Origin of the sequence: Bacillus sp. FSL W7-1346, assembly GCF_038593335.1 — a bacterium.
Taxonomy (GTDB): domain Bacteria; phylum Bacillota; class Bacilli; order Bacillales; family Bacillaceae; genus Bacillus; species Bacillus altitudinis.
In genome coordinates, this window is the sequence record NZ_CP151988.1 from 1 (window position 1) to 23455 (window position 23455).

14 protein-coding genes, 2 tRNA genes, 3 rRNA genes and 1 other annotated feature are annotated in these 23455 nt (G+C 43.3%); of the genes, 17 read left to right on the top strand and 2 right to left on the bottom strand.

Features of this window, described 5'->3' with window-relative positions:
• From dnaA to rrf, 12 genes are all read left to right on the top strand, one after another.
• Positions 1-1341: a chromosomal replication initiator protein DnaA gene (dnaA, locus tag NST09_RS00005; RefSeq protein WP_008347594.1), complete on the top strand. Its 1341-nt coding sequence runs from the start codon at positions 1-3 to the stop codon at positions 1339-1341.
• Between the two features lie 196 nt (positions 1342-1537).
• Positions 1538-2674 carry a DNA polymerase III subunit beta gene (gene dnaN / locus NST09_RS00010; RefSeq protein WP_008347596.1) on the top strand — a complete coding sequence of 379 codons (1137 nt, stop codon included), beginning with the start codon at positions 1538-1540 and terminating at the stop codon, positions 2672-2674.
• A gap of 150 nt (positions 2675-2824) precedes the next feature.
• Positions 2825-3040 carry a S4 domain-containing protein YaaA gene (gene yaaA, locus NST09_RS00015; RefSeq protein WP_008347598.1) on the top strand — a complete coding sequence of 72 codons (216 nt, stop codon included), beginning with the start codon at positions 2825-2827 and terminating at the stop codon, positions 3038-3040.
• A gap of 16 nt (positions 3041-3056) precedes the next feature.
• A complete protein-coding gene (recF, locus tag NST09_RS00020; protein WP_007497487.1) occupies positions 3057-4169 on the top strand; it encodes a DNA replication/repair protein RecF in 1113 nt (370 codons plus the stop codon).
• A gap of 17 nt (positions 4170-4186) precedes the next feature.
• Positions 4187-4432, top strand: a complete 246-nt coding sequence (locus NST09_RS00025; RefSeq protein ID WP_008360920.1) for an extracellular matrix/biofilm biosynthesis regulator RemA family protein — start codon at positions 4187-4189, stop codon at positions 4430-4432.
• Between the two features lie 57 nt (positions 4433-4489).
• Positions 4490-6406, top strand: a complete 1917-nt coding sequence (gyrB, locus tag NST09_RS00030) for a DNA topoisomerase (ATP-hydrolyzing) subunit B (protein ID WP_025206585.1) — start codon at positions 4490-4492, stop codon at positions 6404-6406.
• A 233-nt stretch (positions 6407-6639) separates the two neighbouring features.
• Positions 6640-9135, top strand: a complete 2496-nt coding sequence (gene gyrA / locus NST09_RS00035) for a DNA gyrase subunit A (RefSeq protein ID WP_046342400.1) — start codon at positions 6640-6642, stop codon at positions 9133-9135.
• Between the two features lie 364 nt (positions 9136-9499).
• A 16S ribosomal RNA gene (locus tag NST09_RS00040) occupies positions 9500-11048 on the top strand.
• A gap of 96 nt (positions 11049-11144) precedes the next feature.
• Positions 11145-11221 (top strand) — tRNA-Ile (locus NST09_RS00045).
• A 14-nt stretch (positions 11222-11235) separates the two neighbouring features.
• Positions 11236-11311 (top strand) — tRNA-Ala (locus NST09_RS00050).
• A 98-nt stretch (positions 11312-11409) separates the two neighbouring features.
• Positions 11410-14340 (top strand): 23S ribosomal RNA (locus NST09_RS00055).
• Positions 14341-14401: 61 nt separating this feature from the next.
• A 5S ribosomal RNA gene (gene rrf / locus NST09_RS00060) occupies positions 14402-14517 on the top strand.
• The 16S, 23S and 5S rRNA genes sit together here with 2 tRNA genes alongside, the layout of an rRNA operon.
• 11 nt (positions 14518-14528) lie before the next feature.
• Here the strand turns inward: rrf and NST09_RS00065 are convergent.
• Entirely contained in the window at positions 14529-15497 is a 969-nt protein-coding gene (locus NST09_RS00065) for a YaaC family protein (RefSeq protein WP_072368517.1), read from the bottom strand.
• Positions 15498-15618: 121 nt separating this feature from the next.
• Between NST09_RS00065 and guaB the strand changes: the two genes are divergently transcribed.
• Positions 15619-17085: an IMP dehydrogenase gene (gene guaB / locus NST09_RS00070; protein ID WP_008342039.1), complete on the top strand. Its 1467-nt coding sequence runs from the start codon at positions 15619-15621 to the stop codon at positions 17083-17085.
• Positions 17086-17245: 160 nt separating this feature from the next.
• Positions 17246-18571, top strand: a complete 1326-nt coding sequence (locus tag NST09_RS00075; RefSeq protein WP_008342036.1) for a D-alanyl-D-alanine carboxypeptidase family protein — start codon at positions 17246-17248, stop codon at positions 18569-18571.
• A gap of 41 nt (positions 18572-18612) precedes the next feature.
• Here NST09_RS00075 and NST09_RS00080 read toward each other — a convergent pair whose 3' ends face one another.
• A complete protein-coding gene (locus NST09_RS00080) occupies positions 18613-20091 on the bottom strand; it encodes a PLP-dependent aminotransferase family protein (protein ID WP_342493232.1) in 1479 nt (492 codons plus the stop codon).
• Between the two features lie 246 nt (positions 20092-20337).
• On the opposite strand from NST09_RS00080, the gene pdxS reads away from it, so the two are divergent.
• The 3 genes from pdxS (at position 20338) to serS (ending at position 23424) form a co-directional block, all read left to right on the top strand.
• A complete protein-coding gene (gene pdxS, locus NST09_RS00085; RefSeq protein ID WP_025206589.1) occupies positions 20338-21222 on the top strand; it encodes a pyridoxal 5'-phosphate synthase lyase subunit PdxS in 885 nt (294 codons plus the stop codon).
• Between the two features lie 19 nt (positions 21223-21241).
• Positions 21242-21832 (top strand): pyridoxal 5'-phosphate synthase glutaminase subunit PdxT, encoded by a 591-nt coding sequence (gene pdxT / locus NST09_RS00090; protein ID WP_008342030.1) that lies wholly within the window; start codon positions 21242-21244, stop codon positions 21830-21832.
• A gap of 53 nt (positions 21833-21885) precedes the next feature.
• Positions 21886-22101, top strand: a binding site (T-box leader).
• 48 nt (positions 22102-22149) lie between these two features.
• Positions 22150-23424, top strand: coding sequence for a serine--tRNA ligase (gene serS, locus NST09_RS00095; protein WP_008342028.1), 1275 nt, complete (start codon positions 22150-22152; stop codon positions 23422-23424).
• Positions 23425-23455 lie beyond the last annotated feature (31 nt).

Here is a 23455-nt window from a genome sequence, read left to right on the forward strand (position 1 = left end):
ATGGAAAATATTTTGGATCTGTGGAATAAAGCACTTCAAAAAATAGAGACAAAATTGAGCAAACCTAGTTTTGAAACATGGATGAAGTCCACTAAAGCCCATTCTCTTCAAGGAGATACGCTGACTATTACTGCACCTAATGAATTTGCAAGAGACTGGCTCGAGTCAAGATACCTTCACTTAATTGCAGATACCATCTATGAACTGACAGGCGAAGAGCTCAGCATCAAATTTATCATTCCTCAAAATCAGGACGAAGAGGAAGCCATGCCAAAATCTCCAATCAAAAAAATGTCGAAAGAAGAACCCGTTGAAATTCCACAAAATATGCTGAATCCAAAATATACATTTGATACTTTTGTTATTGGTTCAGGCAACCGTTTTGCTCATGCCGCTTCACTTGCAGTCGCAGAAGCACCAGCAAAAGCATATAACCCGCTTTTTATTTATGGGGGCGTTGGTTTAGGAAAGACTCACTTAATGCATGCGATCGGTCATTACGTCATCGACCATAATCCATCAGCCAAAGTGGTCTATCTATCATCTGAAAAATTTACAAATGAATTTATCAACTCAATCCGGGACAACAAAGCAGTCGATTTCCGTAATCGCTATCGGAATGTAGATGTGCTTTTGATAGATGATATTCAATTTTTAGCAGGAAAAGAACAAACACAAGAAGAGTTTTTCCATACATTCAACACACTTCACGAAGAAAGTAAGCAAATCGTCATTTCTAGTGACCGGCCGCCAAAGGAAATTCCGACACTTGAAGACAGATTACGCTCTCGATTCGAATGGGGCTTAATTACAGACATTACCCCGCCAGATCTAGAAACGCGTATTGCGATCTTACGTAAAAAAGCAAAAGCAGAAGGTTTAGACATTCCGAATGAAGTCATGCTTTATATTGCCAATCAAATCGACAGCAACATTCGGGAACTGGAAGGTGCTTTGATTCGTGTCGTTGCTTACTCTTCTTTAATTAATAAAGACATCAATGCTGATCTAGCAGCTGAAGCCCTAAAGGACATCATTCCTTCATCAAAACCTAAGGTGATTACAATTAAAGATATTCAAAGAATTGTAGGGCAGCAATTTAATATTCGATTAGAAGATTTCAAAGCGAAGAAACGTACGAAATCAGTTGCTTATCCAAGACAAATTGCGATGTATCTCTCTAGAGAAATGACAGATTCCTCTCTACCTAAAATCGGAGAAGAATTTGGTGGACGAGATCATACGACCGTCATTCATGCTCATGAGAAAATTTCAAAATTAATCGTTGAAGATGAACAGCTTCAGCAGCATGTCAAAGAGATCAAAGAACAACTAAAATAATCAAGCTGATAAGATAAGTACGGGAAAATGTGAATAACTAGAGCATAGTCATACACAGTCTGTCCACATGTGGATAGGCTGTCTTTCCTTTCTTTCTACTGACTTATCCACATATTCACAAGCCCTACTAGTACTTCTACGATTTTTATTAAATAAATATATATACATGTCATTAAGAAAAATTAGGAGGACCACTATGAAATTCACGATTCAAAAAGATCGTCTTGTTGAAAGTGTCCAAGATGTATTAAAGGCCGTATCCTCTAGAACAACGATTCCTATTTTGACAGGGATTAAAATTGTTGCATCTGACGAAGGGGTTTCTCTCACAGGGAGCGATTCTGATATCTCAATCGAATCTTTTATTCCTCAAAGAGATGGAGATTTAGAAGTCATTACAATTGATCGACCAGGAAGTATTGTGCTGCAAGCCCGCTTCTTTAGCGAAATCGTTAAGAAACTGCCTATGTCTACTGTCGAAATTGAGGTAGAACAAAATCATCTAACCATCATCCGCTCTGGTTCAGCAGAATTTAATTTAAACGGCTTAGATGCTGAAGAATATCCGCATCTGCCACAAATTGAAGAGCATCATGCTTTTCAAATTCCAACAGATTTGCTTAAAAACCTTATCCGTCAAACGGTTTTCGCAGTGTCCACCTCAGAAACACGTCCTATCTTGACAGGTGTAAACTGGAAGGTTGAAAAAGGTGAATTAATATGCACAGCAACGGATAGCCATCGCCTGGCTTTAAGAAAAGCGAAGTTGGATATTAACGAGGAAAGCTCGTACAATGTGGTCATTCCTGGAAAGAGTTTAACAGAGCTAAGTAAAATTCTTGATGATGGACAAGATCTTGTGAGCATCGTCATTACGGAGACACAGGTTCTCTTTAAAGCACAGAACGTGCTGTTCTTCTCAAGATTGCTGGATGGTAATTACCCAGATACAGCTCGCCTCATTCCGCAAGAAAGTAAAACGGATGTAGTGGTGAATACGAAAGAATTCCTTCAAGCGATTGATCGCGCGTCACTTTTAGCAAGAGAAGGGCGTAACAACGTTGTGAAGCTTTCTGCTGATCCTGCGCAAAGCCTTGAAATTTCTTCTAATTCGCCTGAAATCGGTAAAGTAGTTGAAACGGTGCAAGCAGATGACATTAAAGGGGAGGATCTCAAAATCTCTTTCAGTCCGAAATATATGCTTGATGCTTTAAAAGTATTAGAGGGAACAGAGATTCATGTCAGTTTCACTGGCGCAATGAGACCATTCCTATTACGCACGCCAAATGATGATTCCATTTTGCAATTGATTCTTCCAGTTAGAACGTATTAATTTGGTCTAAAATGGCTGCTGTGTGAGCGCACAGCAGCTTTTTTCCTCGTTTCCTCTGTTTTCTTTCATCCCAGTTCGCTTTCCCCCTTTCCTTCTTGTCTTGTTTTTTAGTACAATTAGATATTAGTGATATTGAAAGAGGTCGATACAATGCCTAATCTGATAACGATTGAAACAGAAATGATTACATTAGGGCAGTTTTTGAAATTAGCCGAAGTCATTCAATCTGGTGGAATGGCGAAGTGGTTTTTAAGTGAACATGAGGTGTTCATCAATCAAGAGCCAGATAATAGACGGGGACGCAAATTATACCCAGGTGATGTTGTCGAGATAGAAGGTCACGGCACATTTCAAGTTGTGAATTAGAAACGGGTGACAATACATGTACATTCAAAGTCTGGCGTTAACTTCATACCGAAACTATGAACACACCGAGCTTCAATTCGACAATAAGGTGAATGTGATGATTGGTGAGAACGCCCAAGGTAAAACGAACCTGATGGAAGCGATCTATGTATTGTCGATGGCAAAGTCTCATCGTACGTCAAATGATAAAGAACTTATCCGATGGGACGAAGACTATGCTAAAATAGAAGGTAGAGTCATCAAAAAAAATGGTCCACTCCCCATGCAGCTCGTGATCTCAAAAAAAGGAAAAAAGGGCAAGGTCAATCACATTGAACAACAGAAACTCAGTCATTATGTTGGTGCCTTGAACACCATCATGTTTGCACCAGAGGATCTCAGCCTTGTGAAAGGTAGCCCGCAAATCCGCAGAAGATTCCTCGACATGGAGATTGGACAAGTGTCTGCTGTCTACTTGCATGATTTATCGCTCTATCAAAAAATCCTCACTCAGCGAAATCATTACTTGAAACAATTGCAAACAAGAAAGCAAACGGATCAAGCGATGCTGGAGATTTTAACAGAGCAGTTGATTGATGCGGCAGCGAAGGTTGTCAAAAGACGACTGACTTTTACGAAACAGCTCGAAAAATGGGCGCAGCCGCTGCATTTTGGGATTTCAAGAGAGCTGGAAACGCTCACGCTCCAATACCAGACGGCCATAGAGGTATCAGAAGCGTCAGACTTGTCGAAAATAAAAAATAGCTATGAAGAATCGTTTCAGAAACTAAGAGACAGAGAAATAGACCGAGGGGTGACGCTATGGGGGCCTCACAGAGATGATCTTCTTTTCTTTGTGAATGGTCGGGATGTTCAGACATATGGCTCTCAAGGGCAGCAAAGAACAACAGCTCTTTCACTAAAGCTGGCAGAAATTGATCTGATTCATGAAGAAATCGGTGAATACCCAATTCTTCTACTCGATGATGTTTTATCTGAACTTGATGATTACAGACAGTCTCATTTGCTCCATACCATTCAGGGACGTGTACAGACCTTTGTCACCACTACGAGTGTTGAAGGCATCGACCACGCCACCCTGAAAGAAGCGGAAATTTTCAGAGTAGCCAGTGGAAAAGTAATTGACTGATAAATGAGGTGTGAGTCTTGTATATTCATTTAGGTGATGATTGTGTTGTTTCTACACGAGAGATTGTCGCAATTGTTGATTACAAAATGAGGTCATCTTCTGTTGTAGAGGAATTTCTTCAAAAACAAGAAGAACAAATCATTTCGTTGTCACAAGGGACACCCAAATCCATCGTCGTCACAACTGAATCCGTGTATTACTCTCCTCTTTCCTCAAGCACGCTCAAAAAACGTGCTTCATTTGTGATTGAAATTGAAGTCTAAAAGCTCAATTCATATAAATATATCGTTTAAGAAAAGTGTAGGTGAATGTACGTGGCAATGGAACAGCAACATAATAGTTATGATGAAAATCAGATACAGGTGCTCGAAGGACTAGAAGCGGTTAGAAAACGTCCAGGAATGTACATTGGGTCAACCAGTGCAAAAGGACTTCACCATCTTGTATGGGAAATTGTCGACAACAGTATTGATGAGGCTTTAGCTGGTTATTGTACAGACATTACAGTGCAAATTGAAAAAGATAATAGCATCACAGTGAAAGATAACGGCCGCGGAATTCCTGTTGGGATTCACGAAAAAATGGGACGTCCTGCTGTAGAAGTGATTATGACGGTTCTTCACGCTGGTGGTAAATTTGACGGCAGCGGTTATAAAGTATCTGGCGGTCTGCACGGTGTAGGGGCATCTGTTGTTAATGCGTTATCTACGACCTTAGACGTGACCGTATACCGTGATGGAAAAATTCATTATCAACAATTCAAACGCGGTGTTCCAGTTGGAGATTTAGAGATCATTGGTGAAACAGATGTAACAGGGACAACCACTCATTTTGTGCCAGATCCAGAAATTTTCACTGAAACCATTGAATTTGATTACGACACACTTGCTAACCGTGTACGTGAGTTAGCTTTCTTAACAAAAGGCGTCAACATCATCATTGAAGACTTACGTGAAGGCAAAGAGCGAAGAAACGAATACTGCTATGAAGGCGGTATTAAGAGCTATGTAGAACATTTGAATCGCTCGAAGGAAGTCGTTCATGAAGAACCAGTTTACATCGAGGGTGAAAAAGACGGAATCACCGTTGAAGTTGCACTGCAATACAACGATTCCTATACAAGCAATATTTATTCTTTCGCCAACAACATCAACACATATGAAGGCGGATCACACGAAGCTGGCTTTAAAACCGGTCTGACGCGTGTCATCAATGATTATGCTCGTAAAAATGGCGTATTCAAAGATGGAGACTCGAATTTGAGCGGAGAAGATGTACGAGAAGGCTTGACAGCCATTATCTCTATCAAACATCCAGACCCTCAATTCGAAGGACAAACGAAGACAAAGCTCGGTAACTCAGAAGCAAGAACCATTACCGACTCCCTCTTCTCCGAAGCACTTGAGAAATTCCTCTTAGAGAACCCTGATGCTGCAAAGAAAATTGTGGAGAAAGGTGTGATGGCAGCTCGTGCAAGAATGGCTGCCAAAAAGGCACGTGAGTTGACAAGACGTAAAAGTGCACTGGAAGTCTCTAGCTTGCCTGGGAAACTGGCAGACTGTTCTTCTAAAGATCCATCCATCTCTGAGCTTTATATCGTAGAGGGAGACTCTGCGGGCGGATCTGCTAAGCAAGGTCGTGATCGACATTTCCAAGCGATCTTACCGTTAAGAGGGAAGATCCTAAACGTTGAAAAAGCACGACTAGATAAAATTTTATCTAACAACGAGGTTCGTTCAATGATTACAGCGCTAGGGACTGGAATCGGAGAAGACTTCACTTTAGAGAAAGCACGTTATCACAAAATTGTGATCATGACTGATGCTGATGTTGATGGAGCGCATATTCGGACGCTACTCCTAACATTCTTCTATCGCTACATGCGTGAAATCATTGAAAACGGTTATGTGTATATCGCACAGCCGCCTTTATATAAAGTGCAGCAAGGAAAGCGTGTTGAATACGTGTATAACGATAAACAGCTAGATGAACTGTTAAAAACACTGCCTCAAACACCGAAACCTGGACTTCAGCGTTATAAAGGTCTTGGAGAGATGAATGCTACTCAGCTTTGGGAAACAACAATGGATCCTGATGCGAGAACACTTCTTCAAGTGACACTTGAGGATGCAATCGATGCTGATGAGACTTTTGAAATGCTAATGGGAGATAAAGTAGAGCCGAGACGTAACTTTATCGAAGAAAATGCACAATACGTAAAAAATCTTGATATTTAGATAGGTATCCCCCTTGAGAGCAACCTTATTTCTTGTTTGGAATAAGGTTGTTTTTCAAGAAACAGGGGCGTGAAACGAATGTCCTGGTTTTCTACGTTTCGTTGATTTTCTAGTAAATAAATGTGTATAAAGGCAAGATTATTGATATAATGGAGAATAGTCTTGTGAAGATAAATACATATTTTACTCCCACATAATTTATTTCATGTGATACGTAAAGGGAGGTTCTTATAGTGAGTGAACAACATACACCAAATGTACGCGAAGTGAATATTAGCCATGAAATGCGTACGTCCTTTTTAGATTATGCAATGAGTGTTATTGTTTCGCGTGCATTACCAGATGTGCGAGACGGATTGAAGCCCGTGCATCGAAGAATTTTGTATGCGATGAATGACCTAGGTATGACAAGTGATAAACCATTTAAGAAATCTGCTCGTATCGTTGGGGAAGTTATCGGTAAGTACCACCCTCACGGTGATAGCGCTGTATATGAAGCGATGGTTCGGATGGCGCAAGATTTCAACTATCGTAATATGCTGGTTGAAGGGCACGGGAACTTTGGTTCTGTCGATGGAGACGGTGCAGCAGCCATGCGTTATACCGAGGCACGTCTTTCTAAAATTTCGATGGAGATCCTGCGTGATATCACAAAGGACACCATTGATTATCAAGATAACTACGATGGCAGTGAAAGAGAGCCAGTCGTTATGCCTGCTAGGTTCCCGAACTTATTAGTGAACGGGGCAACTGGAATCGCTGTAGGGATGGCAACGAATATCCCGCCTCACCAACTAGGTGAAGTGATTGATGGGGTATTGGCGATTAGTCAAAATCCTGAAATGACGACACAGGAACTAATGGACATCATTCCAGGTCCAGACTTCCCAACTGCGGGACAAATCATTGGCCGAAGTGGTATTCGTAAAGCGTATGAAACAGGACGAGGCTCTATTACATTACGTGCAAAGTCAAATATCGAAGAAACATCTAGTGGTAAGCAGCGCATTGTCATCAACGAGATTCCTTATCAGGTTAACAAAGCTCGTTTGATCGAAAAAATCGCTGATCTTGTCCGTGATAAAAAGATTGATGGCATTACAGATCTTCGTGATGAATCTGACCGTAATGGAATGAGAATTGTCATTGAACTACGAAGAGACGCAAACGTCCATGTTCTATTAAACAATCTTTATAAACAAACGACACTTCAAACGTCCTTCGGTATTAACTTGCTTGCACTTGTTGATGGACAGCCGAAAGTGTTATCTCTCAAACAATGTCTTGAATATTACCTTGAGCATCAGAAAGTGATCATTCGTCGAAGAACGGCGTATGAATTGCGTAAAGCGGAAGCAAGAGCTCATATTTTAGAAGGCTTAAGAATTGCGCTTGATCACTTAGATGAGGTCATTGCCTTAATTAGAGGCTCTCAAACTGCTGAAATTGCAAGAAATGGTTTGATGGAAAACTATAGCTTGTCTGAAAAACAAGCACAGGCCATTCTCGATATGCGACTCCAGCGTTTGACTGGTTTAGAAAGAGAGAAAATAGAAGATGAATACAAAGGGCTTGTTGACTTGATTGCTGAATTGAAAGCCATTCTAGCAGACAATGAGAAAGTTCTAGAAATCATTAGAGAAGAATTAACAGAAATCAAAGAACGCTTCAATGATACGCGCCGCACAGAAATTGTGACAGCGGGTATAGAAACAATCGAAGACGAAGATTTGATTCCTGTTGAAAATATTGTGATCACACTGACTCATAATGGTTATATTAAGCGCCTGCCTGCATCAACATACCGCAGTCAAAAAAGAGGCGGTAAAGGTGTACAAGGAATGGGAACCAACGAAGATGATTTCGTTGAACAGCTGATCTCAACATCTACGCACGATACGATTCTCTTCTTCTCTAATAAAGGGAAGGTTTATCGAGCGAAGGGCTATGAGATCCCTGAATTCGGACGAACAGCGAAAGGGATTCCGATTATTAACCTTCTTGAAGTAGAAAAGGGAGAGTGGATAAACGCCATTATTCCAGTCAGCGAATTTGATGAAGATTCGTATCTCTTCTTTACAACAAGACACGGTGTATCGAAACGAACGTCATTGTCTCAATTTGCAAACATCCGAAACAACGGTTTGATTGCACTCAGCCTGCGTGATGAAGATGAATTGATGGCTGTTCGTTTAACCAATGGTGAAAAACAAATCATCATCGGAACGAAAAAAGGAATGCTCATTCGTTTCGACGAGACAGATGTTCGTGAAATGGGACGTACAGCAGCTGGAGTTAAAGGGATCACACTTTCTGAGGATGACATCGTCGTTGGAATGGAAATCCTTGAGCCAGATGCAAACGTATTGATCGTAACTGAAAAAGGTTATGGTAAATTAACGCCTGAAAAAGAATATCGTGTCCAAAGCCGTGGTGGTAAAGGTCTGAAAACGTGCAAGATCACTGACAACAACGGTCCGCTTGTTGCAGTGAAGGCGACTAACGCTGAAGCTGAAGAAGACTTGATGATTATTACAGGTAGTGGTGTCATCATCCGTATGGCCGTTTCAGATATTTCCACAACAGGCCGAGTCACTCAAGGTGTCCGCCTGATCCGTCTAGGTGATGATGAACATGTCGCTACAGTGGCATTAGTAGAACAATCACCAGAAGACGATGAAGAGAATAGTGAAGAAAACGTAGAGTCAGATCAAGAGCAATCTGAGTAAAGATAAAGCCGGTTTTTCACCGGCTTTATTTTTTTTTGAAAAAACATGATTTTTTTTGAAGTTTATAATGCTTTTTTCATAGATATGTGTTAATCTTTCAAAGGAGCAAAAAGAGGCTCTATTTTTTATCTCTTTCATAACAAAAACTTCTTAAAAAAATAAAATGTTTTTCAAGAAAAATGTTGACTATTGATAGAGATATATGATATATTTAAGTGGTCGCTTTGAGAGAGTGACAAACAAGTTCTTTGAAAACTAAACAAGACAAAACGTACCTGTTAATTCGAGTTTTTATAAAAAAATCCTATGATATTTCATAGGTAGTCAGTCAAACTGGCGAAAAACAAAACTTCGGTTTTGAACTTTTTCGGAGAGTTTGATCCTGGCTCAGGACGAACGCTGGCGGCGTGCCTAATACATGCAAGTCGAGCGGACAGAAGGGAGCTTGCTCCCGGATGTTAGCGGCGGACGGGTGAGTAACACGTGGGTAACCTGCCTGTAAGACTGGGATAACTCCGGGAAACCGGAGCTAATACCGGATAGTTCCTTGAACCGCATGGTTCAAGGATGAAAGACGGTTTCGGCTGTCACTTACAGATGGACCCGCGGCGCATTAGCTAGTTGGTGAGGTAACGGCTCACCAAGGCGACGATGCGTAGCCGACCTGAGAGGGTGATCGGCCACACTGGGACTGAGACACGGCCCAGACTCCTACGGGAGGCAGCAGTAGGGAATCTTCCGCAATGGACGAAAGTCTGACGGAGCAACGCCGCGTGAGTGATGAAGGTTTTCGGATCGTAAAGCTCTGTTGTTAGGGAAGAACAAGTGCAAGAGTAACTGCTTGCACCTTGACGGTACCTAACCAGAAAGCCACGGCTAACTACGTGCCAGCAGCCGCGGTAATACGTAGGTGGCAAGCGTTGTCCGGAATTATTGGGCGTAAAGGGCTCGCAGGCGGTTTCTTAAGTCTGATGTGAAAGCCCCCGGCTCAACCGGGGAGGGTCATTGGAAACTGGGAAACTTGAGTGCAGAAGAGGAGAGTGGAATTCCACGTGTAGCGGTGAAATGCGTAGAGATGTGGAGGAACACCAGTGGCGAAGGCGACTCTCTGGTCTGTAACTGACGCTGAGGAGCGAAAGCGTGGGGAGCGAACAGGATTAGATACCCTGGTAGTCCACGCCGTAAACGATGAGTGCTAAGTGTTAGGGGGTTTCCGCCCCTTAGTGCTGCAGCTAACGCATTAAGCACTCCGCCTGGGGAGTACGGTCGCAAGACTGAAACTCAAAGGAATTGACGGGGGCCCGCACAAGCGGTGGAGCATGTGGTTTAATTCGAAGCAACGCGAAGAACCTTACCAGGTCTTGACATCCTCTGACAACCCTAGAGATAGGGCTTTCCCTTCGGGGACAGAGTGACAGGTGGTGCATGGTTGTCGTCAGCTCGTGTCGTGAGATGTTGGGTTAAGTCCCGCAACGAGCGCAACCCTTGATCTTAGTTGCCAGCATTCAGTTGGGCACTCTAAGGTGACTGCCGGTGACAAACCGGAGGAAGGTGGGGATGACGTCAAATCATCATGCCCCTTATGACCTGGGCTACACACGTGCTACAATGGACAGAACAAAGGGCTGCGAGACCGCAAGGTTTAGCCAATCCCACAAATCTGTTCTCAGTTCGGATCGCAGTCTGCAACTCGACTGCGTGAAGCTGGAATCGCTAGTAATCGCGGATCAGCATGCCGCGGTGAATACGTTCCCGGGCCTTGTACACACCGCCCGTCACACCACGAGAGTTTGCAACACCCGAAGTCGGTGAGGTAACCTTTATGGAGCCAGCCGCCGAAGGTGGGGCAGATGATTGGGGTGAAGTCGTAACAAGGTAGCCGTATCGGAAGGTGCGGCTGGATCACCTCCTTTCTAAGGATATATGGAGCAGCGTACGTTTTTCGTCTTGTTTAGTTTTGAAGGAACTTGCAAAAGATCCTACAACATCATATCTTCGATATGAAAGATGGGCCTGTAGCTCAGCTGGTTAGAGCGCACGCCTGATAAGCGTGAGGTCGGTGGTTCGAGTCCACTCAGGCCCACCATCTTCTATTAAATCGGGGCCTTAGCTCAGCTGGGAGAGCGCCTGCCTTGCACGCAGGAGGTCAGCGGTTCGATCCCGCTAGGCTCCACCAACGTGTTCTTTGAAAACTAGATAACAATAAGTAATACATTCACATTGAATGCAATGCAAAGTTCATCACACATAGTGATTCTTTCTAAAGTAAGAAATGGTTAAGTTAGAAAGGGCGCACGGTGGATGCCTTGGCACTAGGAGCCGATGAAGGACGGGACGAACACCGATATGCTTCGGGGAGCTGTAAGCAAGCTTTGATCCGGAGATTTCCGAATGGGGAAACCCACTGCTCGTAATGGAGTAGTATCCATACTTGAATACATAGAGTATGAGAAGGCATACCCGGGGAACTGAAACATCTAAGTACCCGGAGGAAGAGAAAGCAAATGCGATTCCCTGAGTAGCGGCGAGCGAAACGGGAACAGCCCAAACCAAGAGGCTTGCCTCTTGGGGTTGTAGGACACTCTATACGGAGTTACAAAGGAACGATATAAGCGAAGAGGTCTGGAAAGGCCCGCCAAAGAAGGTAACAGCCCTGTAACTGAAATGTTGTTCTCTCCAGAGTGGATCCTGAGTACGGCGGAACACGTGAAATTCCGTCGGAATCCGGGAGGACCATCTCCCAAGGCTAAATACTCCCTAGTGACCGATAGTGAACCAGTACCGTGAGGGAAAGGTGAAAAGCACCCCGGAAGGGGAGTGAAATAGATCCTGAAACCGTGTGCCTACAAGTAGTCAGAGCCCGTTAACGGGTGATGGCGTGCCTTTTGTAGAATGAACCGGCGAGTTACGATCCCGTGCAAGGTTAAGCAGAAGATGCGGAGCCGCAGCGAAAGCGAGTCTGAATAGGGCGCATGAGTACGTGGTCGTAGACCCGAAACCAGGTGATCTACCCATGTCCAGGGTGAAGTTCAGGTAACACTGAATGGAGGCCCGAACCCACGCACGTTGAAAAGTGCGGGGATGAGGTGTGGGTAGGGGTGAAATGCCAATCGAACCTGGAGATAGCTGGTTCTCTCCGAAATAGCTTTAGGGCTAGCCTCAAGGTAAGAGTCTCGGAGGTAGAGCACTGATTGGACTAGGGGCCCCTACCGGGTTACCGAATTCAGTCAAACTCCGAATGCCGATGACTTATCCTTGGGAGTCAGACTGCGAGTGATAAGATCCGTAGTCGAAAGGGAAACAGCCCAGACCGCCAGCTAAGGTCCCAAAGTATACGTTAAGTGGAAAAGGATGTGGAGTTGCTTAGACAACCAGGATGTTGGCTTAGAAGCAGCCACCATTTAAAGAGTGCGTAATAGCTCACTGGTCGAGTGACTCTGCGCCGAAAATGTACCGGGGCTAAACGTATCACCGAAGCTGCGGACTGTTCTTACGAACAGTGGTAGGAGAGCGTTCTAAGTGCAGTGAAGTCAGACCGGAAGGACTGGTGGAGCGCTTAGAAGTGAGAATGCCGGTATGAGTAGCGAAAGACGGGTGAGAATCCCGTCCACCGAATGCCTAAGGTTTCCTGAGGAAGGCTCGTCCGCTCAGGGTTAGTCGGGACCTAAGCCGAGGCCGAAAGGCGTAGGCGATGGACAACAGGTTGATATTCCTGTACCACCTCCTCACCATTTGAGCAATGGGGGGACGCAGGAGGATAGGGTAAGCGCGGTATTGGATATCCGCGTCCAAGCAGTTAGGCTGGGAAATAGGCAAATCCGTTTCCCGTGAAGGCTGAGCTGTGATGGCGAGCGAAATTTAGTAGCGAAGTTCCTGATTCCACACTGCCAAGAAAAGCCTCTAGCGAGGTGAGAGGTGCCCGTACCGCAAACCGACACAGGTAGGCGAGGAGAGAATCCTAAGGTGATCGAGAGAACTCTCGTTAAGGAACTCGGCAAAATGACCCCGTAACTTCGGGAGAAGGGGTGCTTCTTAGGGTGTTAAAGCCCCGAGAAGCCGCAGTGAATAGGCCCAGGCGACTGTTTAGCAAAAACACAGGTCTCTGCGAAGCCGTAAGGCGAAGTATAGGGGCTGACGCCTGCCCGGTGCTGGAAGGTTAAGAGGAGCGCTTAGCGTAAGCGAAGGTGCGAATTGAAGCCCCAGTAAACGGCGGCCGTAACTATAACGGTCCTAAGGTAGCGAAATTCCTTGTCGGGTAAGTTCCGACCCGCACGAAAGGCGCAACGATCTGGGCACTGTCTCAACGAGAGACTCGGTGAAATTATAGTACCTGTGAAGATGCAGGTTACCCGCGACAGGACGGAAAGACCCCGTGGAGCTTTACTGCAGCCTGATATTGAATGTTGGTACAGCTTGTACAGGATAGGTAGGAGCCTTGGAAACCGGAGCGCTAGCTTCGGTGGAGGCATCGGTGGGATACTACCCTGGCTGTATTGACCTTCTAACCCGCTGCCCTTATCGGGCAGGGAGACAGTGTCAGGTGGGCAGTTTGACTGGGGCGGTCGCCTCCTAAAATGTAACGGAGGCGCCCAAAGGTTCCCTCAGAATGGTTGGAAATCATTCGCAGAGTGTAAAGGCACAAGGGAGCTTGACTGCGAGACCTACAAGTCGAGCAGGGACGAAAGTCGGGCTTAGTGATCCGGTGGTTCCGCATGGAAGGGCCATCGCTCAACGGATAAAAGCTACCCCGGGGATAACAGGCTTATCTCCCCCAAGAGTCCACATCGACGGGGAGGTTTGGCACCTCGATGTCGGCTCATCGCATCCTGGGGCTGTAGTCGGTCCCAAGGGTTGGGCTGTTCGCCCATTAAAGCGGTACGCGAGCTGGGTTCAGAACGTCGTGAGACAGTTCGGTCCCTATCCGTCGCGGGCGCAGGAAATTTGAGAGGAGCTGTCCTTAGTACGAGAGGACCGGGATGGACGCACCGCTGGTGTACCAGTTGTTCTGCCAAGGGCATCGCTGGGTAGCTATGTGCGGACGGGATAAGTGCTGAAAGCATCTAAGCATGAAGCCCCCCTCAAGATGAGATTTCCCATTCCGCAAGGAAGTAAGATCCCTGAAAGATGATCAGGTTGATAGGTCTGAGGTGGAAGCGTGGTGACACGTGGAGCTGACAGATACTAATAGATCGAGGACTTAACCTATATTCTAATGTGAAAAATGAACATTGTTATCTAGTTTTGAGAGAACATTCTCTCCATCAGGTTTGGTGGCGATAGCGAAGAGGTCACACCCGTTCCCATACCGAACACGGAAGTTAAGCTCTTCAGCGCCGATGGTAGTTGGGGGTTTCCCCCTGTGAGAGTAGGACGCCGCCAAGCTTTTCAAAGGATCAGTTCCAGTCGGAACTGGTCTTTTTTGTGTTTTCTTCTAGCAGCATCATGATATAAGCCGGAAACTTGTCCTCTGCAATCTCCATATAACGTTCAATCATGACATAATCATCACTAATGTATTGAGATAAAAGCTCGTACCACCATTCTGTTTCGTAGCGGGCAATCATACTGAGGTTATACATTAACAAGTAATGGCTGATGATCTCAGGAATCCCTAAAAAGGCATCTCGTGTTGCTGGAATGAACCATTGATTCATTTCTAAATCATAATGAAGATGAGTAGCAAGAGCAGGGTTTTCTTCTGAAAATACATCAAATGTTAGTTTTTTAGCCTCTCGTTGCTTAAGCTTCCAAGTTGTATGGAACTCAAAATATTCAATAAAACGTTCGGCAGACATATTATAGAGCAAGGGAATATGATCTTGAATCAACATGCCATTGGCTTGCTCTACTTTCACTAAAGTCGCGGGCTGTTTTTGAAACTCAAGAATATGACCCATTTCAGGTATTTTTGAAAGGAGATTGATCATCGTAAATCGTTCATCTTCAAGACCATTTAAATGAAATAAGTGCTTTAATACATGCATACATAATCCGTTTCGCTGAATCTTGACTTCATCCTCACTAAAACGATAATGTTGCTTCTTTCTTTTTCTTGAGGTGACGCCATGAGCTAAGACAGAGGTTTGAGAAGGATAGTCGGGATCCACTGTCAGCAAACATGCTTTTAACAGCTGTGCCATTCCATAAAACAATAAAATCGGTTTTAGTTCAAGTGGAGCTGATGCGGCTTGGTCATAAAATGTATGACCGTGCTTTAAAAAGTAAATAAATCGTTCACAGTTTTTATAGGCCTGCTGGTTTGCCTCCTGAATGTTCCGTTTCTCGTACTGTTGAAATAGAAACTTTTGGGAAGTTTCAAGTGAGTAAAAACGTTTTAAATCCTTCCATCCTGAACTTTTCATCTTCTTCCTCAACTCTCTTTATATTTTCTAAAAATTGCAACTGTTTGTTGCTTCCTTGACATGCTGTTTCCTAGTTGATAATCTACATATAATATTTTGCCGAAAAGAGGGGGATTTACTAATGTGGGAAAGTAAATTTTCAAAAGAAGGTTTGACGTTTGACGATGTGTTGCTTGTTCCAGCAAAGTCTGAGGTGCTTCCGCGTGATGTCAATTTATCAGTTGAGTTAACAAGCACTTTAAAGCTGAACATTCCAATTATTAGTGCAGGAATGGATACTGTGACGGAATCACAAATGGCGATTGCAATGGCACGTCAAGGTGGTCTTGGAATCATCCATAAGAACATGTCTATTGAGCAGCAAGCTGAACAAGTGGACAAGGTAAAACGTTCAGAGCGTGGTGTTATTACAAATCCATTTTTCTTAACACCGGATCATCAAGTATTCGATGCAGAACATTTAATGGGTAAATATCGTATTTCTGGTGTACCGATTGTTAATAACGAACAAGATCAAAAGCTTGTTGGGATTATTACCAACCGTGACCTTCGTTTTATTTCGGATTATTCAATGAAGATTAGCGACGTGATGACAAAAGAGGAACTTGTGACAGCTTCTGTTGGAACAACATTAGAAGAAGCTGAAAAAATCCTTCAGCAATATAAAATTGAAAAATTACCTCTTTTAGATGACGAAGGAACATTAAAAGGTCTCATCACCATCAAAGATATTGAAAAAGTGATCGAATTCCCTAACTCCTCTAAAGATGCACATGGCCGTTTAATTGTTGGTGCCGCTGTAGGTGTCACTGGCGATACAATGACTCGTGTGAAAAAATTAGTAGAAGCCAATGTTGATGTGATCGTCATTGATACAGCACACGGTCATTCTCAAGGTGTTCTAGACACTGTATCGAAAATCCGTGAAACGTATCCTTCTCTTAATATCATTGCTGGTAACGTTGCAACAGCTGAAGCAACAAAAGCATTGTTTGAAGCTGGAGCAGATATTGTAAAAGTGGGTATTGGACCAGGATCGATTTGTACAACACGTGTTGTTGCAGGGGTCGGTGTACCACAAATCACAGCGATTTATGACTGTGCAACAGAAGCAAGAAAGCATGGTAAATCTATTATTGCAGATGGTGGAATTAAATATTCAGGTGATATCGTGAAAGCATTAGCTTCTGGTGGACATGCTGTTATGCTGGGAAGCCTTCTTGCTGGTACATCTGAAAGCCCAGGAGAAACAGAAATTTTCCAAGGCAGACGTTTCAAAGTATATCGTGGTATGGGTTCTGTTGCTGCAATGGAAAAAGGAAGTAAAGATCGTTACTTCCAAGAAGATAACAAAAAATTCGTTCCAGAAGGTATCGAAGGACGTACACCGTATAAAGGACCAGTTGTTGACACTGTTTACCAACTCGTTGGCGGTATTCGCTCTGGTATGGGCTACTGTGGAACACAGGACTTACGTACTCTTAGAGAAGAAGCACAATTCATTCGCATGACAGGTGCAGGTCTTCGTGAGAGCCATCCACATGATGTACAAATTACAAAAGAATCACCAAACTACACAATTTCTTGATAAATTGTGACAATCAAATTACATTTGACAGGGTCTATGACTCTGTCTATTTTTTTTGTCTTTATTGTGATAAAATTTATACTGTTGTGTCGAAATAAGCCCTTGTGGATTAAATATATATGAAAAACGTCGAAAAAAGATGAATACGGAGGTATGACGATTGAACAGCAAGATGTTGAAACAGCTTATGGTCTCTATCCTTGCATTGGCATTGATTGTTACTGCATTTACCCCAATGTCCAAAGCAAAAGCGGCTGAAGATCCATTCAATGTGAATGCGAAAGCAGCCATCCTTATTGAAGCTTCTACAGGTAAAATTCTTTATAGTAAAAACGCAGAACAAAGACTGCCTATTGCAAGTATGGCAAAGATGATGACAGAGTATCTATTACTAGAGGCGATTGCTGAAGGCAAAGTGAAATGGGATCAAACATATACGCCAGATGATTACGTGTACGAAATTTCTCAGGACCGTAGTTTATCCAATGTTCCATTGAGAAAAGATGGTTCGTATACTGTCAAAGAACTTTATCAAGCAACGGCTATTTATTCAGCAAATGCAGCAGCAATTGGTCTAGCAGAGGTAATCGCTGGATCAGAATCAAAGTTTGTTGAAAAAATGAATGCAAAAGCAAAAGAACTTGGCTTAACCAATTACAAATTCGTGAATGCAACTGGATTAGAAAATAAAGACTTACATGGCAAACAGCCAAAAGGTACGGGACCTGATGAAGAAAGCGAAGTTTCTGCAAAGGATATGGCTTTGCTTGCACAGCATCTCATCAAAGATCATCCAGAAATTCTTGAAACAGCAAGCATCGCGAAAACAAAGTTCAGAGAAGGCACAGATGACGAAATGGACATGCCAAACTGGAACTTTATGCTTAAAGGACTTGTGAAAGAATATGAAGGCGTAGACGGTCTGAAAACGGGCTCTACTGATTCAGCTGGTTCTAGCTTCACAGGTACAGCAAAACGTGGTGACATGCGTGTGATCGCAGTTGTCCTGAATGCTAAAGGAAATCTTCATACAGCTCGTTTTGATGTGGCGAAAAAATTGTTCGATTATGCCTTTAAAAACTTCACGATGAAAGAAATGTACAAAAAAGGCCAACAAATCAAGGGACATGAAAACATCGAAGTTGATAAAGGGAAAGATAAAGAAGTACCCGTCGTGACGAAAGAAGCTTTCTCTGTACCGGTTAAAAATGGTGATGAGAAGAGCTATAAAGCGAAAGTAAATATTGATAAAAAGAACCTAGAAGCTCCTATTAAAAAAGGAACGAAGGTTGGCATGCTAACGACTTCTTATTCTGGTGATGAGAAGGACTACGGCTATTTGAGTAAAGACCAATCAGGTGTTGAGCTTGTGACGAAAACAGGTGATGAAAAAGCAAACTGGTTCATCCTTGCAATGCGTGGTGTAGGAGGATTCTTCGCTGGCATTTGGGGCGGAATCGTCGACACAGTAAAAGGTTGGTTCTAATAAAAAACTGCTCTCTATATGTGAGAGCAGTTTTTTTATCGTTAAAAGAAAAGAGATTGTTTGTGGTTTTGAGGTGTAGACAAGGCCTGCTGAAAAATACCACATAACTTTTCCATCCCTTCTGTCAGTGCCTTTTCGTTCACATAAGAAAAACTGAGACGTATATAATTCTGCTTCGGCTCTCCAGGATAGCAGACAGAGCCAGGCAGAAAGGTGATTTGCTGCTTCCGTGCCTCATGTAATAGGGCACGTGTATCGACCCAGGAAGGAAAGCTAAGCCACAAATTGAGCCCGCCCTGTGGGATTTGCCACGTGACGTCCTTTGGCGCATGCTTTGTCAACACATCCATCATCAAATCGCGTCTCACCTTCAAGGCAGTTCTTAATTTTTTCGTATGATCGATCATCTTCTTGGATGTGAGAAACGGTAAGATCGCCTTTTGGGTGAGAAGCGGGCTCCCTAAATCATTATTGGCTTTTGCAGCTAATAAACGGTTAAATATAGAGCCTGACGCTGTAATAATTCCAATTCTGCATCCTGGAGCCAGTGTCTTGCTTAATCCTCGTAAATAAATGACGTGTCCATCGTGATCTAGGCTTTTAATGGGTGCCGGCGGTTTCTTTTCAAAATAAAGCTCACGATAAGGATCATCCTCTACAATGAGACAATCAATGCTTTGTGCCAGTAAAAGCAGCTGCTTTCTTCGTTTCATCGACATACTAGCACCTGTAGGACTGTGAAAAGTAGGAATGGTATAGATGAGCTTTGGTTTATATTTATCACAAATGCTTTGAAGCTGTTTCATGTTCATTCCTTCATGATCGACAGGAACCGTAATAATTCGTGCCCCTCTCCCCATAAAGACATCAATTGCGCCTGGATAGGTGGGCGCCTCCATGACAACTACATCATCCGGCCCGATAAATGTACGTGCTACTAAATCAAGCCCTTGCTGAGAACCGCTAGTGACAAGGATATTTTCAGGAGTAGAAGGGACATCTAATTTTTCTAGAAATGATTGAATGACCTGACGAAGCTGAAGGTCACCTTGTATTTCTCCGTATTTTGACATGATTTGAGGATGCCGGGCTAGGACATGCTGCATTTCTTTTTCTAAATACCGGTTAGGTAAAAGACCAGGATCAATCATAGAGGAAGAAAGATTAATGGTTTCTTCGACATAGTGATACTGAGCGAATTGAGACCTTGGTAAATAATCAGGGATCGATAACTGCCAATCGAAAGAAGTAGATGTCTGAACCGGGATGTCAGTTTGCTCATGCTGCTCATTCACAAACGTACCTTTTCCTTGTACAGTCGTTAAAAATCCGTCGTCCTTAAGCCGTGTATAGGCTTTTGCTGCTGTGACAAGACTTACATTCAGCTGTTTCGCTAGATCACGTACAGTCGGCAGCTTATCGCCTTGCTGAAGCAGACCTGATTGAATGTGATCAACGATGGAAAAGTAAATCTGATTCGAAAGAGATGTATCTGAATGTCGATGGATATCAATATGCATGAAAATCCTCCAATGGGTGTGGAATTGTTATAGATGTTTTCGAATTGTTATAGATGCATTATAACATGTTAATAACACTTAAAAGAGGGAATGATGCCTTTTTAACTATGAAACCTTGATATATAAGGGTTTATCCTTTTTTATGAGCTGATTGAATTGTTATACTATTCTCTTTATTGTTATACTCTAACGCTTGTATGATAAAGGTGTTGAATTAATCGAATAGACAAATGGGAGGAAACAATTGTGAGCAATAAGGGAACTGAACGAGTAAAACGTGGAATGGCAGAAATGCAAAAAGGTGGCGTCATTATGGATGTCGTCAATGCTGAGCAGGCAAAAATCGCAGAAGAAGCAGGCGCAGTGGCAGTAATGGCACTAGAACGAGTACCAGCTGATATCCGTGCAGCAGGCGGTGTTGCCCGTATGGCAGACCCAAGAATCGTGGAAGAAGTACAAAATGCAGTAACGATTCCAGTCATGGCAAAAGCACGTATCGGCCACATCGTGGAAGCTCGTGTTCTTGAAGCACTTGGTGTTGATTATATTGATGAGAGTGAAGTGCTGACGCCCGCAGATGAGGAATTCCATTTAAATAAAAATGAATACACGGTACCTTTCGTATGTGGCTGTCGTGACCTAGGTGAGGCGACTCGCCGTATTGCAGAAGGCGCTTCAATGCTACGTACAAAAGGTGAGCCTGGTACAGGAAACATTGTAGAAGCTGTCCGTCATATGAGAAAGGTCAATGCTCAAATTCGTAAAGTGGCGGCAATGAGTGAAGATGAATTGATGACAGAAGCCAAGAATCTGGGCGCACCTTATGAATTATTGGTTCAAATTAAAAAAGAAGGCAAATTGCCAGTTGTAAACTTTGCAGCTGGAGGTGTTGCGACACCAGCAGATGCAGCACTCATGATGCAGCTTGGAGCAGATGGTGTATTTGTCGGCTCTGGTATCTTCAAATCAGACAATCCAGCTAAATTTGCAAAAGCGATTGTAGAAGCAACGACTCATTTCACAGATTACCGCCTGATTGCAGAGCTTTCTAAAGAGCTTGGAACAGCGATGAAAGGAATTGAAATTTCAAATCTATTGCCAGAAGAGCGTATGCAAGAGCGTGGCTGGTAATTAAGGGAGCGCGACGAACATGCTAACAATTGGTGTACTAGGGCTTCAAGGAGCGGTGAGAGAGCATATTCAATCGATTGAAGCTTGTGGCGCAGCGGGAAAGATCATCAAGCGGGTAGAGGAGTTAGAAATTGTTGACGGTCTCATTATCCCTGGTGGTGAAAGTACGACGATGAGAAGACTCATGGATACGTACCAATTCATTGAACCGATTAAAGCGTTCGCTGCTCAAGGTAAACCGATATTTGGGACTTGTGCCGGTTTGATTATGCTGGCAAAGCATATAGAAGATCGAGAAGATGCTCATCTTGGCCTGTTAAATGTATCTGTTGCACGTAATTCGTTTGGCAGACAGGTAGACAGCTTTGAAGCAGATGTAGAAGTGAAAGGACTGGATGCGCCGTTTACAGGAGTGTTCATCCGTGCGCCTCATATCATCAGCGCAGATGAGAGCGTAGAGGTCATGGCTGAGTATGACGGCAGGATTGTGATGGCGAAAGAAAACAATATCTTAGGTTGTTCTTTTCATCCAGAGCTGACAGATGACCACCGGTTAACACAGCTGTTTGTTGAGATGGTGGAGTCCTATAAAACGAAGCTTGCTGTATAAAACGGTTGAAAAGAGATAAAACTTATAGTACATTAAAATCACAATCAAAGATCGAAAAAGCGTTGACGGGAAATAGTAAGAAGCCCCTCTTTCTCAGAGAGCCGATGGTTGGTGAGAATCGGTGAAAGATGCATTCTGAATCCATCCTTGAGCGAAATGCTGAAACACGAAGTAAGCATTTACGGTGATGCCGTTACAGAGGAAAGAGGAAAGCATGCTTTTGGCGTGTTTTCAATCAGGGTGGCAACGCGAGAGCTCTCGTCCCTTTCATGGGATGAGGGCTCTTTTTATTTTTCGATAAAAAAGGAGTGTTACACATGCTGGATATTAAACAACTGCGCACGGATTTTGATCAAATCAAAGAAAAATTAGCCCATCGAGGCGAAGATTTAGCGGATTTTGATAAGTTTGGTGAACTGGATCAAAAAAGAAGAGAATTAATCGGCAAAACAGAAGTATTAAAGAGCCGAAGAAATGAAGTATCACAGCAAGTGGCTGTTCTAAAAAGAGAAAAGAAAGACGCCGATCACATTATTCAAGAAATGCGTGAGGTAGGCGATGAGATTAAGAAGTTGGATGATGAATTAAGAACAGTAGAGGAAAGCCTGCAAACCATCCTGTTCTCAATTCCAAACATCCCTCATGATTCTGTACCAGTCGGTGAAACAGAAGATGACAACATTGAAGTGAGAAAATGGGGCGAACAGCCAGCCTTCTCATTTGAACCAAAGCCGCATTGGGATGTAGCGGATGAACTGAAAATTTTGGATTTTGAACGTGCAGGAAAAGTGACAGGAAGCCGTTTCGTTTTTTATAAAGGGCTAGGCGCACGGTTAGAGCGTGCACTTTATAACTTTATGCTGGATTTACACGTAGATGAATTTGGTTTTACTGAAGTACTACCACCTTATATGGTCAACAGAGCAAGCATGACAGGAACTGGACAGCTTCCAAAGTTTGAAGAGGATGCTTTTAAAATTCGAGAAGAAGATTATTTCCTCATTCCAACGGCTGAAGTGCCAATTACGAACATGCACCGTGACGAAATTCTTGAAGGAGAGCAGCTGCCAATCAATTATGCAGCATTTAGTGCTTGCTTTAGATCAGAAGCTGGTTCTGCTGGCAGAGATACGCGCGGACTCATCCGTCAGCACCAATTTAACAAAGTAGAGCTTGTGAAATTTGTCAGACCAGAAGATTCTTATGAAGAATTAGAGAAACTAACAAACCAAGCAGAAAAAGTTCTTCAGTTATTGAACCTGCCATACCGTGTCATGAGCATGTGTACAGGAGATTTAGGCTTTACGGCTGCGAAGAAATACGATATCGAAGTATGGATTCCAAGCCAAAATACGTATCGTGAAATTTCTTCTTGCAGTAACTTTGAAGCGTTCCAAGCGAGACGAGCAAACATTCGTTTCCGCCCTGAGCCTAAAGCCAAGCCAGAACACGTCCACACATTAAATGGATCTGGTTTAGCAGTAGGAAGAACTGTTGCAGCCATTTTAGAAAACTATCAACAAGAGGATGGAACAGTGATTATTCCTGAGGTGTTACGTCCTTATATGGGAAATAAAGAAGTGATAAAATAAGATGCCGTCATGGCATCTTATTCTTTTTACC

Excerpts from the sequence above, each read along its gene's own strand:
- guaB (WP_008342039.1), top strand. The coding sequence starts at position 15,619 with ATGTGGGAAAGTAAATTTTCAAAAGAAGGTTTGACGTTTGACGATGTG.
- yaaA (WP_008347598.1), top strand. The coding sequence starts at position 2,825 with ATGCCTAATCTGATAACGATTGAAACAGAAATGATTACATTAGGGCAG.
- NST09_RS00065 (WP_072368517.1), bottom strand. The coding sequence starts at position 15,497 with ATGAAAAGTTCAGGATGGAAGGATTTAAAACGTTTTTACTCACTTGAA.
- serS (WP_008342028.1), top strand. The coding sequence starts at position 22,150 with ATGCTGGATATTAAACAACTGCGCACGGATTTTGATCAAATCAAAGAA.
- dnaA (WP_008347594.1), top strand. The coding sequence starts at position 1 with ATGGAAAATATTTTGGATCTGTGGAATAAAGCACTTCAAAAAATAGAG.
- NST09_RS00080 (WP_342493232.1), bottom strand. The coding sequence starts at position 20,091 with ATGCATATTGATATCCATCGACATTCAGATACATCTCTTTCGAATCAG.
- gyrB (WP_025206585.1), top strand. The coding sequence starts at position 4,490 with ATGGAACAGCAACATAATAGTTATGATGAAAATCAGATACAGGTGCTC.
- recF (WP_007497487.1), top strand. The coding sequence starts at position 3,057 with ATGTACATTCAAAGTCTGGCGTTAACTTCATACCGAAACTATGAACAC.
- pdxT (WP_008342030.1), top strand. The coding sequence starts at position 21,242 with ATGCTAACAATTGGTGTACTAGGGCTTCAAGGAGCGGTGAGAGAGCAT.
- dnaN (WP_008347596.1), top strand. The coding sequence starts at position 1,538 with ATGAAATTCACGATTCAAAAAGATCGTCTTGTTGAAAGTGTCCAAGAT.